This is a genomic window from Aureispira anguillae, from assembly GCF_026000115.1.
GTDB lineage: Bacteria > Bacteroidota > Bacteroidia > Chitinophagales > Saprospiraceae > Aureispira > Aureispira anguillae.
Genome location: NZ_AP026867.1, coordinates 1037543 through 1052832 on the forward strand (window position 1 = coordinate 1037543; position 15290 = coordinate 1052832).

Below are 15290 nucleotides of genomic sequence, written 5' to 3' on the forward strand. Positions count from 1 at the left end.
ATAGGTTTATCTAATTACTTGATGATTTTTTTATTCTATAGAAATACTAGCAGAATGTTCTTTTTTATAAATTAGTTCTCCCACAGTTTCAAAAAGTTTATTACCAATATTGTCTAATGTAATTTCGCCTTTTTTAAAATCGAAATATAGATGTAATAACTGGGTGCTAGTTAAAATACAATGCTCCTGCTTGTTGACATAATTCATCATTTGATTTGGAAAATTGGGTTTATCAATTGTTTCTATACGTTCATTTAGAGGAGTTTCTCTATATGTATTAGCTATTAAAATGCCTTTAGGTTCTGTTCCTTTGTCTATGTGGTAATTAGTAACCCATTTTTGTAACTGAGCAGCATGTTTCTCAGCAGCACTTTTTTTTATTCCTTTGATTTCTACAACTCCAACTTTGTCTTGGAATTTAATAATTAAATCATCCCTTCCTTTTTCAGTTTCCTCAAAAGTAAAACCAATTTCTCTTAAAACTTTTTCTACCGTTGTTTCAAGTGGATCGCTCTGTCCTGTAAAAAGTGTTTTTAGTTTATTGAATTCACTTATAGTTTCCTCTTGATCTTTTATTTTTTGTTCAATTAAAGCTTTTTGTTTCATCAATTCTTCTAATTCTTTTGTGGCTTTATTTTCTCCTGGTAATTTGCATTTGTTTGCCCATTCTGGTAGTTGCCAATTGGTTGGTTTAGGTAAAGGGATGTCAAATTCTTTCGTAAAAGAATTTAATTTAGAAAGGAAGTTATTCACAATATCAATTGAATATAAACTATTGTTAATACCAATATTAGGGAAAATAAAAACTTTTCCAGGGTTTATAGGAATGTAACTTCCAACAACGTTTGAAGTATCCTTAATATGCATTATGGGAATCCCTACTTTACCTAACAATGTTCGATTATATGAAAAGTGTTTCCCTTCAGAAACTATAAATTGTTTTAAAGATTGATTCTCAATGCAAGAAATATTAGATCCTAAAAGTTCTTCTGTTTGAAAATTTTCTAATAGAGAAGTAGGGATTAGATTGCTAAAGTCAATAGTTTTTTTTATCTGATTTTTATCAACTGTGAAATGAAAATCAATCGGGGCAAAGTTTGGCGAAAGTAAAATTAGCCTTCTTTTAAGTTTGAAAAAAGTTTTAAGCTCAGTTTTTCTTTTCTCAAAAATGGCTTGAAGTTGTTTAAAATTATTTAATCCTATACTCCTATTTGACATTAGTTTATAATGATAGTGTGTAGCATTCATGTTCCAAAAAATGATATCTCCATCAAGAAAAGTGTTTTTTGAATCAAATAGAATCCTATCAACTTTAAATTGGTTACTTTTTTCGATAAGGTTAAAGTTAATAGTAAGGATTTTCATGTTAATTGTTTTTTATATAAAAAAAATATTGCTGAACAATATATTGAAAAAAACATGTTTTAAAAAAGGTATCTGTATTGTTTTTTACAAAAAAGAAATTTATGTTACAGTATAGTAATCTGCATAATTAGTTTGTAACAAGATTAAAAAAGTGTTCTTTGATTTTTTTGATAGTTAGTAATGAGTATTTCTGTTTTTCTATTTTTTATATTTTGCCGTTCTTTTATTGGTATAATATTGAATCCTCTTTTTTCTGCTTCTTTGATTATGAAAGGATGTGAGAATTCACTCATAGCACAATTAATTCCTGAATTACTCATTATATCGAAACAATCAATACTATCTTTTTCTTTCCAGTTAGGAACTTTGTAATAATGGGATGTATCTAAGTAGACAGGATCTAGGTAAACAAAAGCTATTGATTTATCCAATACAGTTTTTGAGAATGAAATTTTGTCCAAAACAGCTCTAAAGTCATAGTTGGTTATTTTCACATCTTTTAGAGCTTCAAAAGTTGGTTCTATTCTATTTAATAGATTAATTTTTGTGTTGTCCAATCCAAGTCTTAATGTATTTCTCTTTCCTAGGTAAGTGAAGTTACTCAAGAAGATAAAACGAATTGCTTTTTGTAGTGGATCTGTTTCAATATTTTCTTTCCAATAAGAAACTAGTGAGGAAGTAATAGGCAATAACTCAATGTTTCTGTATAATTCATTTTTTCTTTCCTTCAGAACTAAAAATAGATTGGTAACATCATTATCTAAATCATTTAAGATATTGTATTGAGATTTTGGAGTATAAAAGAACATGCCTCCTGCTCCAAAAAAAAGATCAATTCTCATTTTGTGCAGAGGGAAATGCTTATAAATAGCTTTGGCATATTGGCGTTTATTTCCTAGTCTTGTTAATATCATTTGATAGATTATTTTATCATAGTTTCCCCATTGAGAAATCATTGCTTTGGTAACACTTGGAAAGCTATCTATTTAAGAATCCAAAATATCAGAATCAAAATCCTTCTTTTTAGGATTCAAATGTTTAAAAAATAGATTTAAAAAGATGGCAGCACCAAAGCCACAAAGAACAGAGATGCCACCACCGATAAAACTCCCAAACATATAGCTATAAATTGCACTTGCTACGCAAAAGAAAGCAAAGAGCATCCCATAAAATAAACAGACAAATAGCAGCACAATAGACATATCTTAAGCAGTTTGTAAAGTAGAGAAATGAACCTTTTTTGATCCAGAAGAAAACCAAGAAACAATGCCATATTCATCTTCTAAAACAACCGCTCTTTCTTTTGCTTTTCGGAAATTATTTGCACGAGTCTCTTCTGCTTTTGAAGTAAAAGAGCGTTCATAGTTTTTGCTAATAGCATCTTTAAGACGCTTTATTTTATCGACAGTATCATTGTCGAAAATTTCGACAGCTTCCAAATCGACAATTGTTGAGCTGTCGGTTTTTTCAGTTGCATTTGTTGTCAGACAATTGTCGTGGGATTGTTCGGCTGGTTCCCCAACTTCTTGTTGGTTGTTTAAGTCTTTAGTTGAAGTAGATTTAAAGCCTTTTCTCTTTGGTTGCTTGTTTAGTGGGGGAGTGGGTTCGGGAGCAGGGGAGCCATCAAGGCGAGCAATGCTTTTATAATGCCAATGAAAAGCAATCCCTCCAATACAAAGAATTTCTAACAGGACCATAAACCAACCAATCGACAGACCATTATCGTTGTTTTCTGTTACCCAATTATTAACCAGCTCTTTGTTGCTTGCTTTTGCCGTTTTAAGGGCTGCTTTTTTTTCCTTTTTTAAGGCTTCAATCTTTTCGTTAAAGAGCAATACTGTATTAGCATCTTTTGAGCGTAATTTGCCCTTATATTCTCTGTTTTTTCGATAGGTATTGCGTTCGGTTTGTAGCTCTGTGATGTCTTTATCAAATGAAGCTTCCATTCTTGTTATATCGGCTAATTTGGGAGCATCTACGACCATATTAGGAATATATAGAGAAGCATAAAAACTAAGCCCAATAGAGGCAGCAAGAACCAAAACAATACTTGCGCCTAACTTAAGAGAGGTATCTTTTTTGCTATCAAAGTAATTTTTAAAAAATAGCTTTGAAATGATTCTTTTGAGTGCTTCAATAATTGAAGAGCCAACCACACCCAAAGCCACTCCCATATACATTGCCACCGCTGTATTAAGAAAACCTGACAACCACATAAACGTTAAAAAGCCTAAGCCAAATGCCTGAGTATGCCAACTACAAAAGCTTGCTAGAACAGACAGGACATCCCCAATATTTTTTAATCCTCTGTATTCTTGACAGTAGGGGACTTGTTCATATGCTTCTTGTGCTTTTAGGATGTCCCTTTGATTTTTAGAGTCAATGTGTTGACTCTTTGCTAAGTTTGCCATATCTTTAGTCAAATTAAAATGAATAATGCAGCAAACATCAGGATCCGCCAAGATAGATGTTTGCTGTTTTTATTTACACGTAGTTTAAGTCTTGTAATTTTTTGTACATTCCTCTTTTTGCTGTATACATCGTTGGAGCACCATATTCTTGTAAAATTTCAAACTTGCCAGAGGAAGTGTCTAAGTGCAAATACTTAACATGATCCCAGCCATTTCCTTTAACGGGTTGAGTGTACAGCAAAAAACGTTTTCCTTCACTTACAATGCCTTCAGGCAAAACAGAGAATATAGCCACTAAATCTTCCCAGAATTGGCTTGCTGGTTCCACAATTCTTGGCAACAAATCATTTAAGAGCGTAATTAGTTTGATTACCTTTTTTCCGTTTTCAATAACGACAACTGAAATCGTTGAATAAATATCTCCTTTATCCACTAGTTTGGCAGCGTCTATTTCTTGCAATAATTCCTTATCAGAATTACTTAATTTTCTTAGGCTTGCTTTCTCAGAAGGAGAGAAGACTACCTCTACAAAATCACCTGGTTTCATAGCGTTACTTTTTATTGGTTTTGAAAAATATATTTGGATTGTAAAATGCTTTACTAAGCTGTTTTTAGCGTTGAATTGGAATTTATATCTTTGAGATACCAGCCTTCTGCTCGTTTTCCATCATCTCGCTTTTTGCGTTGTCTAATGAATCCAAGAAATTTAAGAGCAGCACCAATTTTATTAGGGGTAAGATTTAGTCTAGGATAGGTTTGTGAGAAACTTTTAAAAAGTTCTGTAGTGGTTAAAAAATCGGTGTGGTCATTTGCTGTGCCGATTTCAAATAGATCAAGAATTAATTCATGCTCAACGTCGTACTTTTTAAATTTTTCTTGATACTTTTTCATTTGCTTCCATTCGGTATTGGTTAGCAAATAATCAAAGGCTCCTTTTTGAGAGGCTTTGTGCAACTGGTAGGCTTGCGCCCAAAATTTTTTTATATCAATTTCAGCGAATTTATTTAAATCAATATGCTCCGTAACTTTAAAAGTTAAAAAGCGAGTATTGCCACTAGGATCTTGCAATATTTCTTGTGGATTAACAGAGCCACAAAAATTGGCAATCCTTGGAGCCATTGTATCACTTTTGCCAAATACACGACGTTTTTTGACCCTATCTTGAGTAATTAGCCCTTTTAGGGATTCCCATTCTTTTTGGTTTTCCATCATGGCCAACTGTTCATCAATTACAATAATGAACGTATCAACCAATCTTAAAACGCTATCATTATTTTTTGATTTTAAATCAATTTCACCTGAATAGAAGTATTCAGGATATTCAGAAGGCCATAAGCTTTTAAAAAACTTTGTTTTCCCTGTGTTTTGTCCACCTACTAGGATAGGGCAGTAGCGATTAGTACAGAAATTATCAACAAAGACATTGGCAACAGAGCCTACAATCCACTTTTTAAAAACCGTATTCCAAAACCCTTTTGGAGCATCTGTTTTAACTAGGCTTGCAACTTGATCGATATAATCTGTTTTATCATCCTTTAAATTGATGTTCCATTCTATAAAAAGTCGTCTTAAAGGATGCTCTTTTGGTGAAAATTCACTTTCTACACTCTTTTTTATCTGTGCTGGTGTGGTTGCGGTTCCTTTAAAAAGTATATGTCTATAAAGTGAATTATAACCCGAATCATCCAACACCGTATATTTTTTTGATTTGATGGCTTTATATTCAAATTGGCCATTCATCAAATTGTATCGAAAGTTGAAATATTTCTTAAGAGCTGTTTCAAGCAAAAACACATTGGCAATCTTATCCCGTGCTTTTGAGTTTTTTACTTTTAGATCTTTCTCTATATAGTCAATCAATGCCCAATAATCCGCTTCAAATTCCTCTTTTTGCTCTTGTGTAAGTACTTCTGTATGGCGTTCTACTAAATCAGTATATTCACGAAATAACTTTGCCTTATATGTCGGTTTTTCTTTAACCTTTTGCAATTGGTTTTTGGAATGATGTTTTGTATAAACTCCTTTTTCAGACGAGGGCAGTTTGGAATATACCCAATCTACCATACTAGCAACGTCCTTTTCCGCTGTATCAAAATTGTTCACAAAAAAAGCCAGACAATCGGCTTCTTCAATTCCGTATTTAAAAGCATCAAGGCAAAAGTGTTTTAAAAAATCGTGTCTGCTTCCCTCTACATAAGAATAGCCATCACGCTCTAGTTTATTGAGCAAACGAGAAAAAACAGCAGCGAGGGCATCACTAGAGGGGGAGTGGGACGGGGGAAGTGATTCCTGCTCGCTGCTCGGCTGTACTTCTTTAGTTTCTTTCTGATTAGAAAATAAATCAGTTTGATATTCAAATGTTTTTGCATCTTTGTTATGCCACAAATCGGGGTCATAGCTCACATAACAAAGTCTATTGATATTGTTCCCTGAAGGATCAGGCTTTACACCTGTTAAGTTATGATAGAAGTCATTAACATGCTTAAATGCTTTTTTGTGATCTTCTTTTTTACCGCCAACTTTTACAAATACTTTGTACCCCTTTCCACTAGGAGAGAGGAAACTAACAAAGGTGTATTTGGATTCATTAAGTTTTTGAGGAAGTGTTGCCACTTCATAATCTGTCAAATTATCAAAATCAACAATAACAATTCTATTATATTCTAGTAGGTCTTCCATTTTAGGAGGACAAACTTTTTTCTTATTGTTGTTATAAGATTGTTTAAAAACGCCTGAAGGAGTAAAGGATGGTAATGTGGTCTTTTGTTTTTTATAAAGCTCTTTTGATTTTGCCAAGGTTTGACGCATTGACAAAATAAGTTTAAACCAATAGCCATTTTGTATATTTTCGCAGATTTGCTTTATATATAGATCTCCAATTTTTTCTCCAAATGTATTTTTATATGATGTACAGCGCATATCTAATCTTTTTGAGAAAACAGGAGCAGTCCCCACTGCCCCTGCATAATAACACAAACAATGCGTTAAAAATCCAATTTAAACTTTGTTGCAGCGACAGGACTCGAACCTGCGACCTGAAGCATATGAAACTTCCGAGCTACCAACTGCTCTACGCTGCTATATTTTAGAAGGGTGGGAGCGGTTTATGCACTCCCTATATTATTAGTCAATAATACTCCAATCTTCTGCCATTAAATCGGCTTGTGATGGAGCCCAGCCTAGCTGTTGTTTTCCTTGTGCATTATACAAGGATAAAACAGGAGGGAATTCGCTATCAGGATCATCTGCCGACATTAGTATTTCAAATAAAGCGACGTGCATCCCTTTTCCATTCCAACCTTGTCTTTGAATTTTTTTACCGTTTTTAACTGCTTTTAGTGCATCTCCAAAATCCATTTTTTTAGTATTTAATTGTTTGATAAATAGGAGCGGATTTTTAATACCGCCCCTAAATAAATATAAGAACACACCCAATGCCCAATTGTGGCTTTATGTTCTCCCTTATTGCTTCTTTTTCAAGAATGAATTGATTTTATGAAATTTCAAATCCAATCTGTAATAACTGGATATAGGTTAAAATATCACCACCTGCTTTTGTGGACTGAACCAATTCTTTTGGCTCAACATCTGCTAACTTTGCCATCTTTTCAATTTCTTCAAACTTAGCTTTGGTGGGGTTTTTAAAGACAAAGGTTTGACGATTAGGAGTGCCAAAGACCTTTGGAACTAGTGCAGAAAAATCTTCCGCAGTAATTCTGTGGGCTAAAAATCTTTCTAAAACTCCTTTTTTCCCTTTCTGTTTTTCCTTTCCCATGAACATAATTATTATATTAGCATGATTCTTGAAGTTGCAAATGCAATAATTAAACTCTTAAATCTGCATAAGTAACTTTTGTACATTACAAATATAACTTCTAAACTTTAAAAATGCAAGGTTTGTGGAGGTAAATTTTACTTTATGGCACAAGGAATACAAAATAGAATTACGCAAGTTATTGATAATCAATACAATGGAGTGAAAAAGAATTTTTGTGAAAAACTAGGAATTAAGCAAGGAACTCTGTTTTCAATGTTCAGAAAGAATACTAATCCATCTTTTGAAATGATTCAAAAGATCTTAGAAAACCATAGAGATATAAATCCTTATTGGCTTATACTAGGAGAGGGGAAAGTAAATGATACGATGTCAACAGAAGAAGTAGAAAATTGTCAACAAAAACTAGAGACTGCTCAAAAAGAAATAGAATACTTAAAAAAGATAAACAGTTTACTAGAAAAACAAAAATAAAGATCATGACCGCAAATGATAGAGTTCGGGAAATGATGGAGAAGTTGAATATCAAGCAACGTGATATATTAGAAAAGGAGCCACGTTTGAGACAGAATACATTAAGCAGCAATCTAAGGGATTCTGTTTGGCCCAATGGGTTGTTGGCAGCTGCGCTCTCAACACATTGGGGTATAAACTTAAATTGGGTTTATACTGGAGAAGGGGCTGAAACGCTTCAAGAGTCTGATAAACAGGTACAAATAGCCTATCTAAAACAGCAAATAGAGGATTTGGCAAGCGTGACAGATTAAAGTCGAGCCGTTTTTTATTTTTAGCCCGACGCTTTATTTTGTTGATTTTCAGTAGTTTATGATTGGCTTGGAGCCGTTGTATACTACTTTTCTTATTAAAGTATAAAAAATAGTACTAAAAACCTCCAAAGAAAGGGCTTTAACATAACTTAAATAGCACTTAAACTTTTAGGAAAGGGGGGGATTCAAAACATTAATTCATCATCAGGAAACAGTACTAGCGGTCTTCTGCGAAATTGAATGCTTTCCCTCAACTTCCGCACGAAAGAGCCGCAAATAGCTACATCAGCTGTTTGCGGTTTCTCCTTTTTTAAGACCTTATCTCTGCTGTTTTCTCCAGAACAGAGGGGTAAAAAAAATGCAAGACTCAAAGAAAGATCCTACCGCTATTAATATAATCGTAGCCCTCAGGATTGGAATTATAATACTGTAAACGTATATAAAGAGCCTGTCCTTTTAAGTAAAAACAATTGCGGTAAGTGCTAGAAAAAAGAGGATACAATTATTGAAGATGACTTATTGTTAGATAATCTCTATTCTTTCTCTTTTATGATCAAAGGTATTTAGGATTTTTTTAGCTGTCGTGCTATCTATTTTAAAATTCTCAACAATCGTATCTTTGTCCTTGCCTCCTTGTTTATCAATTGCTATTTTTTCAAAATCAATGTATTGCCATTGCTCATTTTCCAAGAAGTACAAATGTATTTTGGTGAATCGATTTGCTCTACCCAATTTTAACGCTTCAATGGTGGTTAATGGATTTGTTTGAAGATCTTCGAGGAGTTTGTTGATTCCACCAATGGATTGGAATTTTTCATCCAAGGTATATTTGGGATACCATTTGTTAAATTGTTCTGAATAAGGAAATACTTTAGTTGTTCGAATGTAGATGATGGGCACTAAAATGATGATCAAAAATTCAATGATCCAAATGAAGGATAGTAATCCTCCGTTAACGTCAATACCAAAGGCAGACCATAACCCTATAGAATTGATTTCAATGATTTGAGCGATAGATGCATCGATCGATAATACTAAGTTCTTTAGGTAGCTTGAAATCGAAGGGATTTGACCTTGGGAAACATAAAGTAAGTACGTTACCCACTGGAAATAATTCACCAATATTCCTGTCATTAGTGCTAAAATAATTTGGCTTTTTTTACTAGCATTGTGCGTTATTTTAGTTGCAATTCGAATGCATAAACTAATAAGTAATCCAATACCAATATTAATGATAAAGGCAAAATAAATTAGAGGAATAGCTGTATTTAGTAAGGTGTAGATATATCCAAGGAAAATCGATGTAAATAAGCAGATAAACCAAGCAATAGTAAATCCTTGTGCATTAATTTTTGTAGGCTGTTGATAAAACAATGATGTTTTGTCCATTTGAGTTTAGGTTAGGTATTAAAGGTAATTTTAGAAACTATAAAAGTAAATGTATCTTATGAAAGATGTATTAAATGATGATAAAATAAATCAATATGGAATTCAAAAAGGCAAAATAGCAGTATCAAAACAACGCATAGTTAGGAAATAGCTTTTTAAAAGAAGTTTTTATTGTTATAGCTAATTTCTGGGGGTTACTCTGTGTCTTTATTTATATTTACTTATGTTATGTGTTTACTATTGTGTATCTTGACTAGATTGAATTTAATCTCACAAAACAAATCCATCCATCAAATCATGCATAAATATGACCACAGTTAAAAGAACCAAAAGAAGTATTGACATTTTGAGAGCATATTGCCAGTGGGCAAAGATAGCCTATTCCGATATAGACGATTCTAATGGTTTTTTGATTCATATAGAATCTGGCGGGAAACATTTAATTGCCAGCTCTAAAACTCCTTATCCGCTTAATCCTAGTTCTAGTACGAGCTTAACAAGAGACAAAACTTGGACGTATTTACACTTAGCCCAACATGGATATCTGACACCAGAAGGGCAGCATTTTTTTACGGTAGATAAGTACAGGAGCTTTGATACAAAATCTCAATCGATTTGTGCTGCTTTGGACTATGCTGAAACGTTGACGTATCCCGTTTTTGTTAAACCCAATTCAGGAGCTTCAGGAAAACTGGCTAGGTTAGTTCGATCAAAGGATGATTTGAAAGAACACTTTTCTGACATCGCAAAATTTGACCATATTGCACTCGTTCAAAGACCTATTTTAAGCCAAGAATATCGAATTTTTGTATTGGGAGATAAGGTTCAATTTACGTATAAAAAAACACGCCCTATACTAACAGGGAACGGTCAGCAGACCATTCGACAGTTGATGGTAAGGTATAACCATAACTTAAAAAACAAACTGACCAATTCCGATCCCTTTTTTTTAAATCAATTAGCAGATTCAGGATTTTCTCTAGATGATGTTTTACCAAAGGGAGAAAGCATAAGGATTACTCCTAATTCAAATCTTAATATAGGTGGGAAAATGATGGATTATAACGAAACAATTAACCCTGCTTTGAATGAATGGGCGGTAAAATTGGTGCAATTATTTGGCTTAAAGATTGCGGGGATTGATGTGTTTGGTCATCAACTAGATAATCCTGATCAACTAGTGGTGCTTGAGATCAATAGCATGCCCACGCTTTCTAGTCTATACCAACTCGGTTATAAAAAGAAGGTTTTTGAAATTTGGTCTAAAATTTTGACGGATTATTTTGGTGAAATACCTCAAAGCGTTGTCTTAAAATAGCTCGATTAAACCCTTACTTTCTTTAATTTTAATTGTTTTACTTGTGGAAAGTGTTACGGAGTTTTCTCAATCGATGTATTTTAGAATGGAACAGCTCCAAATACCCACAACACAAATTTTTACTCCTTCTTTTAAACCTTCAGTATGAAAAAAATTAAATTTATTTTAATCGCTTTAGCAGCAATAAGCATAATACGAAGCTTGAGTAGTATCGATTACAATGATTTGGCTTGGGCAAACAATGCAGGAAGTTATAAGTTGATACTAGCAATGATTTGCGTAATCGTTAGTATGGTTCTATTAAAAATCCCTAAGCCTTCTGAATAAATAGGAAATTAGATAAGGTGCCCCAGTTTAAAAAACAATCGGATGGATAATATAGAAATTGGCTATGCTATTTTTGCCGCTCTTATTTGGATGCTAGGATATTTTCATGCAGGACGTTTTGTGCGTCCCAAATGGAAAATTCCTGGAAAATTTATTTTTTATGTAGGTGTTTCGACTACTTTAGTGCATTGGTTTGGGCATTGGGGGCTGCTTTTTATTGTGCTACATCCTCTTGTAGGGCTGCTTTTTCATTGTAAAGTCTGTAAAGAAAACAATATTGATTGGTTGACTTGTGAACCGCAAGAAAAATATCTTGAATTGCAAGAAAAATGGGCAAAGGGAGATTTTACAAAACCAACAAAGCGTGAATGAACAGGCTAGATTAAGGCATAAAATGCATTGTCAACAAACAGTTCTATCGAATTAAAATAACTAAAAAAAATGAAAATTCCTTGGAGAATGTTGCACGGTTGGTATCGTACAGGAGATTATGTAAAAGAAAATCTAACGGTATTAGAAAGTGGTAGTTTGGAGGAGCAAAAAAACGCTTTGTATCGTATTGAGTTAGAGGTAGAACATCAGGGGGGGATTACCTATTTAACGCCATTTGCAGTAGGGGCATTAATAAAAATATTAAAGGAAGAAAAAACCTTAGTATACAAAAGATTGGAGCAGTTTTTAAAAGAATTAGATGAGGTTGTAATTGAATATTTTGAACACTTTGAGGATAGCAAAATTTATCATGAAGGAAAACATAGATACAACTTCCAAACCTTACTTGATTTTTTTAAAAAATATCCTGACGAGGAAGGAGAGAACAGTATTTGGGAAACAGAAGATGGGGAAGGCTTAATAATGGCAAATGTTATTACAAAATACTTGATTGAGGATTATTGCAAGACAAAAACCGACCCTTCCATATAATCTATTGCTCTTTGAGGGGAGTAATTTAGTAAACATCTTTATCGCAAGACTGCTCTATTGTACTGTTGTCTTGGGACGATATTTTATTCCTATCGACCATAATAATCTTTTTCATGCTTACTTATTCATTTTAGATTTCAATCTAAAAAATGCTTTTCAATATTTAGACAATGTATTGTCTCTTTCCATTAAATACCCATTAGGATTTTTATAGACTATTGTGTACATTGAGTGGTTATAAGATTCGCTAAACAAATAAGATAAAATGAAGCAGACAGTAATTACATTACTTTTATTCAGCATTATTTATTCGATAACTGCTCAGCAAGATACCTGTTTAAATAATTTAACATTAGGCATTTCATTTCCTCCTGTTGCAGATAACACGCAAAGATCTTTTGCCAAAAACCACTTAGATTTTCTTGGTGTTACAAAAATTCGTTTTGCTGAAAATTGGGCATTTAGAGAACCTAGCCAAGGTAATTTTAATTGGCAGCCGCTTGACGATAGAATTAATTGGGCGTACAATAATGGCTATGAAATCTTGTTAACGATTCAGTCTAATGCACCCAATTGGGCTTGTTCAGTATTACAAAACCCACAATCTTGTGTTTTTAATAACAACAATGATTTTAAAACTTACATTGATCTTTTATTACAGAGATACCCAAACAAAATTAGTAAAATTCAATTTGGAAATGAGTGGCAAGCAAGTTATTGGTATGTAGGAAGCGCAAATGATTTTATTCAAGCTAATAATATTTTATACCATGCTGTACAAACGCATTCGCCCACAACAAAGGTAGTTTTAGGAGGTTTTACGACCATTTCACTACGGTTTTTAGCAGGATGTAATGGTTATGTCAATTCATTTTATGATGATGATGGGGTATTTTATGACGCTACTTATTTAGCAACTCATTGCCCTACGCCTGCGATTCAAAATGTTGTTAATAGAATTGATTCGGTGCTTCAATATGCAGAATATGATATGATAGATCTCCATTTTTATGATGATGTTGAACAGTGGGACGACTATTATCTAAATTTCTCAGATACAATTTCAAAGCCAATTATTGTATCAGAGTTTGGAGGACCAAATATGAATTACGAACCTTATTCAGATGCTTTTCAGGCAGATCGAATTTTTAAATATGTCAACACATTAGATAGTCTTCAAATCGCAGAAGCTTATTTCTTTAAATTAGTAGAGGGGACGGCAAACCCCGCACATTCTACCTCTGGATTGATTGATGATACTACTCTTTTGGAAAAGCCTGCCTATCATCTGTTTAAAGCTTTTATAGCTTGTTCTCCATTGTCTATTCAAGATTTTCAGTACGATAAAAAAATTAAATTTTATCCCAACCCCATGAAAGATTATACTACCATTGAATTTCAGGAAAAAAATCAAGGGAATGAAAAGACAATTTCAATTTACGGAAGCAATGGAAAAATAGTTTGGTTTAAGGAAGGGATTTATAACAATTATTATACCCTTAAAAGAGGGACACTGACAGCTGGTTTTTATTCTGTAAAAATTAGGGATAAAACAGGAGTAATTGCAAGGGGAAAATTAATCGTAGAATGAAAAGTTACTAGGCGAAATAAGGAACACTTTGCTATCAAGAGCTATAATAATTTTTTCTAAAAAAGAGAGAAAAGAAACAATTATTATCATTATATGAAGAACTTGATTTTAAGTAAAGGCTAATCTTTTAATAAAAAATCAAAAAAAAAGTGTATCTTGGGACTCTAATACAATGTATTATAACAAGATTCATTCCCCTTTAAGAGTTTCAAAACTTTGTGCTAAAATGAGAGATCATAATCTATTTGCAGCAGTTTTTTGCTTTGTTTGCTTATTTACGATTTGTTTGTCCCAAGAAGTAAAGTCAGCTCCTCAGACTTCAAAAGTTGATTATACAGATTATCTACCTAAATACAGAACCTTATCAGAGGGGTTTCTTATCTCAAAAATTGATTACACAACAGAAGATATGATTGTCTTCTTTAGATACATTGCTAATCAAAATAATGATGTGATTACTTTTTATGGTTCCAATAGAGAAAATACCTGGAAATTAACCACCGCAAATCAATCTAAAACTTCTGAAGCTTATACTGTTACTCGCTTGGCTTCTGTTCAGAATATCCGAATTAATGACGAAGCAAAAATAGAGCGATTAGAGGCTAGTGCTCAAGAGCGTATCAGTGCTAGAAAAGGTGATATTATTACTTGTGAAGTTCATTTCAAAATGATGCCTCGTACGGTTAGAACGGTTCATTTAGTAGGTGGGGATCTTGCTAAAAGTGGCGCTTATCGATTTAATTGTAACGATATTCTCCTAAAAAGCAAAGACAGTAAAATCTTAGGCACTGAAGAGCAAATGAAAGCCTCTATTCAGCGTTTTTATAGCAAACAAGAACTGGTAAATTATCCTGATATTAATAGTGTAACAACACTAGAAGAACAAAAAGCACTTAAAAAGAAAAATGAAAATACAGAACGAGTTGTAAACCCTTTGGCAAAATCGTTGGAGCCTATAGATTATATGCCCAAATCTATTGCTTCTATTGAGGACATGGCTTGCAATGAACGAGTGATTTTAACCAATGTTTATTTTCACGATAATAAAGCTGAATTTGCTGGTCGAATTAAAGCAATGAAAACAATCAACCTTATTGTTGATTATCTAAATTTTCACCCAAAGGCCAAAATTGTTTTGCATGGTCATACAGATGTTTTTGGTAATTCTTTTAGAAATTTAGAACTTTCTCAAAAAAGGGTTTTGATAGTAAAACGTACCATTACTAGTAAAGGAATTAATGAAAATAGAATTATTACAGTACATCATGGAGGTGCGCAACCTTTGATTCAGTATAAGAATGGTAGTGAATTGAATCGTAGAGTAGAGGCGGAAGTATTGTGTTCGGGAGTGATGAAAAATCCAGCCATCAATACTAGAGATTCCATGTCTTCTGTCAAATAAAAAATCCTGTATAGAAATAGG

General features: G+C 33.1%; 17 protein-coding genes and 1 tRNA gene. 8 read left to right on the plus strand and 10 right to left on the minus strand.

From position 1 onward, the window contains the following. Window positions 1-30: 30 nt before the first annotated feature. The 9 genes from AsAng_RS03780 to AsAng_RS03820 all read right to left on the minus strand — a co-directional run bounded on the left by AsAng_RS03780 (window position 31) and on the right by AsAng_RS03820 (window position 7551). Window positions 31-1365 (minus strand): restriction endonuclease, encoded by a 1335-nt coding sequence (locus AsAng_RS03780; RefSeq protein WP_264791453.1) that lies wholly within the window; start codon window positions 1363-1365, stop codon window positions 31-33. Between the two features lie 143 nt (window positions 1366-1508). Then, a complete protein-coding gene (locus tag AsAng_RS03785) occupies window positions 1509-2321 on the minus strand; it encodes a DNA adenine methylase (protein WP_264791454.1) in 813 nt (270 codons plus the stop codon). Window positions 2322-2351: 30 nt separating this feature from the next. Next, window positions 2352-2567, minus strand: a complete 216-nt coding sequence (locus AsAng_RS03790; protein WP_264791455.1) for a hypothetical protein — start codon at window positions 2565-2567, stop codon at window positions 2352-2354. Between the two features lie 3 nt (window positions 2568-2570). Beyond that, window positions 2571-3776, minus strand: coding sequence for a hypothetical protein (locus AsAng_RS03795; RefSeq protein ID WP_264791456.1), 1206 nt, complete (start codon window positions 3774-3776; stop codon window positions 2571-2573). Window positions 3777-3849: 73 nt separating this feature from the next. Then, window positions 3850-4323, minus strand: a complete 474-nt coding sequence (locus AsAng_RS03800; protein ID WP_264791457.1) for a hypothetical protein — start codon at window positions 4321-4323, stop codon at window positions 3850-3852. Between the two features lie 53 nt (window positions 4324-4376). Continuing rightward, window positions 4377-6695 carry a VapE domain-containing protein gene (locus AsAng_RS03805; protein WP_264791458.1) on the minus strand — a complete coding sequence of 773 codons (2319 nt, stop codon included), beginning with the start codon at window positions 6693-6695 and terminating at the stop codon, window positions 4377-4379. Between the two features lie 88 nt (window positions 6696-6783). Continuing rightward, window positions 6784-6856, minus strand: a tRNA-Met gene (locus AsAng_RS03810). Between the two features lie 43 nt (window positions 6857-6899). Further along, a complete protein-coding gene (locus tag AsAng_RS03815; RefSeq protein WP_264791459.1) occupies window positions 6900-7133 on the minus strand; it encodes a DUF2829 domain-containing protein in 234 nt (77 codons plus the stop codon). Window positions 7134-7269: 136 nt separating this feature from the next. Beyond that, on the minus strand, window positions 7270-7551 hold the full coding sequence (locus AsAng_RS03820) for a hypothetical protein (protein WP_264791460.1): 282 nt from the start codon (window positions 7549-7551) through the stop codon (window positions 7270-7272). Between the two features lie 144 nt (window positions 7552-7695). Here AsAng_RS03820 and AsAng_RS03825 point away from each other — a divergent pair, with 144 nt between their 5' ends. Both AsAng_RS03825 and AsAng_RS03830 read left to right on the plus strand, forming a co-directional pair. After that, window positions 7696-8025 carry a hypothetical protein gene (locus AsAng_RS03825; protein WP_264791461.1) on the plus strand — a complete coding sequence of 110 codons (330 nt, stop codon included), beginning with the start codon at window positions 7696-7698 and terminating at the stop codon, window positions 8023-8025. Window positions 8026-8030: 5 nt separating this feature from the next. Beyond that, window positions 8031-8318, plus strand: a complete 288-nt coding sequence (locus tag AsAng_RS03830; RefSeq protein WP_264791462.1) for a helix-turn-helix domain containing protein — start codon at window positions 8031-8033, stop codon at window positions 8316-8318. Between the two features lie 522 nt (window positions 8319-8840). Here the strand turns inward: AsAng_RS03830 and AsAng_RS03835 are convergent. After that, window positions 8841-9707 carry a hypothetical protein gene (locus AsAng_RS03835; protein ID WP_264791463.1) on the minus strand — a complete coding sequence of 289 codons (867 nt, stop codon included), beginning with the start codon at window positions 9705-9707 and terminating at the stop codon, window positions 8841-8843. A 307-nt stretch (window positions 9708-10014) separates the two neighbouring features. On the opposite strand from AsAng_RS03835, the gene AsAng_RS03840 reads away from it, so the two are divergent. The 6 genes from AsAng_RS03840 (at window position 10015) to AsAng_RS03865 (ending at window position 15269) form a co-directional block, all read left to right on the plus strand. Next, window positions 10015-11025 (plus strand): ATP-binding protein, encoded by a 1011-nt coding sequence (locus AsAng_RS03840; RefSeq protein WP_264791464.1) that lies wholly within the window; start codon window positions 10015-10017, stop codon window positions 11023-11025. Between the two features lie 144 nt (window positions 11026-11169). Continuing rightward, on the plus strand, window positions 11170-11352 hold the full coding sequence (locus tag AsAng_RS03845) for a hypothetical protein (protein ID WP_264791465.1): 183 nt from the start codon (window positions 11170-11172) through the stop codon (window positions 11350-11352). 42 nt (window positions 11353-11394) lie between these two features. Continuing rightward, on the plus strand, window positions 11395-11724 hold the full coding sequence (locus AsAng_RS03850) for a hypothetical protein (RefSeq protein ID WP_264791466.1): 330 nt from the start codon (window positions 11395-11397) through the stop codon (window positions 11722-11724). Window positions 11725-11793: 69 nt separating this feature from the next. Then, window positions 11794-12276: a hypothetical protein gene (locus AsAng_RS03855; protein ID WP_264791467.1), complete on the plus strand. Its 483-nt coding sequence runs from the start codon at window positions 11794-11796 to the stop codon at window positions 12274-12276. A 265-nt stretch (window positions 12277-12541) separates the two neighbouring features. Continuing rightward, on the plus strand, window positions 12542-13867 hold the full coding sequence (locus AsAng_RS03860; protein WP_264791468.1) for a T9SS type A sorting domain-containing protein: 1326 nt from the start codon (window positions 12542-12544) through the stop codon (window positions 13865-13867). 226 nt (window positions 13868-14093) lie between these two features. Further along, window positions 14094-15269 (plus strand): OmpA family protein, encoded by a 1176-nt coding sequence (locus AsAng_RS03865; protein WP_264791469.1) that lies wholly within the window; start codon window positions 14094-14096, stop codon window positions 15267-15269. Window positions 15270-15290: the final 21 nt, after the last annotated feature.

Coding starts and splice junctions, on each gene's coding strand:
- AsAng_RS03780 (WP_264791453.1), bottom strand. CDS start 1,365: ATGAAAATCCTTACTATTAACTTTAACCTTATCGAAAAAAGTAACCAA.
- AsAng_RS03785 (WP_264791454.1), bottom strand. CDS start 2,321: ATGATTTCTCAATGGGGAAACTATGATAAAATAATCTATCAAATGATA.
- AsAng_RS03790 (WP_264791455.1), bottom strand. CDS start 2,567: ATGTCTATTGTGCTGCTATTTGTCTGTTTATTTTATGGGATGCTCTTT.
- AsAng_RS03795 (WP_264791456.1), bottom strand. CDS start 3,776: ATGGCAAACTTAGCAAAGAGTCAACACATTGACTCTAAAAATCAAAGG.
- AsAng_RS03800 (WP_264791457.1), bottom strand. CDS start 4,323: ATGAAACCAGGTGATTTTGTAGAGGTAGTCTTCTCTCCTTCTGAGAAA.
- AsAng_RS03805 (WP_264791458.1), bottom strand. CDS start 6,695: ATGCGCTGTACATCATATAAAAATACATTTGGAGAAAAAATTGGAGAT.
- AsAng_RS03815 (WP_264791459.1), bottom strand. CDS start 7,133: ATGGATTTTGGAGATGCACTAAAAGCAGTTAAAAACGGTAAAAAAATT.
- AsAng_RS03820 (WP_264791460.1), bottom strand. CDS start 7,551: ATGGGAAAGGAAAAACAGAAAGGGAAAAAAGGAGTTTTAGAAAGATTT.
- AsAng_RS03825 (WP_264791461.1), top strand. CDS start 7,696: ATGGCACAAGGAATACAAAATAGAATTACGCAAGTTATTGATAATCAA.
- AsAng_RS03830 (WP_264791462.1), top strand. CDS start 8,031: ATGACCGCAAATGATAGAGTTCGGGAAATGATGGAGAAGTTGAATATC.
- AsAng_RS03835 (WP_264791463.1), bottom strand. CDS start 9,707: ATGGACAAAACATCATTGTTTTATCAACAGCCTACAAAAATTAATGCA.
- AsAng_RS03840 (WP_264791464.1), top strand. CDS start 10,015: ATGACCACAGTTAAAAGAACCAAAAGAAGTATTGACATTTTGAGAGCA.
- AsAng_RS03845 (WP_264791465.1), top strand. CDS start 11,170: ATGAAAAAAATTAAATTTATTTTAATCGCTTTAGCAGCAATAAGCATA.
- AsAng_RS03850 (WP_264791466.1), top strand. CDS start 11,395: ATGGATAATATAGAAATTGGCTATGCTATTTTTGCCGCTCTTATTTGG.
- AsAng_RS03855 (WP_264791467.1), top strand. CDS start 11,794: ATGAAAATTCCTTGGAGAATGTTGCACGGTTGGTATCGTACAGGAGAT.
- AsAng_RS03860 (WP_264791468.1), top strand. CDS start 12,542: ATGAAGCAGACAGTAATTACATTACTTTTATTCAGCATTATTTATTCG.
- AsAng_RS03865 (WP_264791469.1), top strand. CDS start 14,094: ATGAGAGATCATAATCTATTTGCAGCAGTTTTTTGCTTTGTTTGCTTA.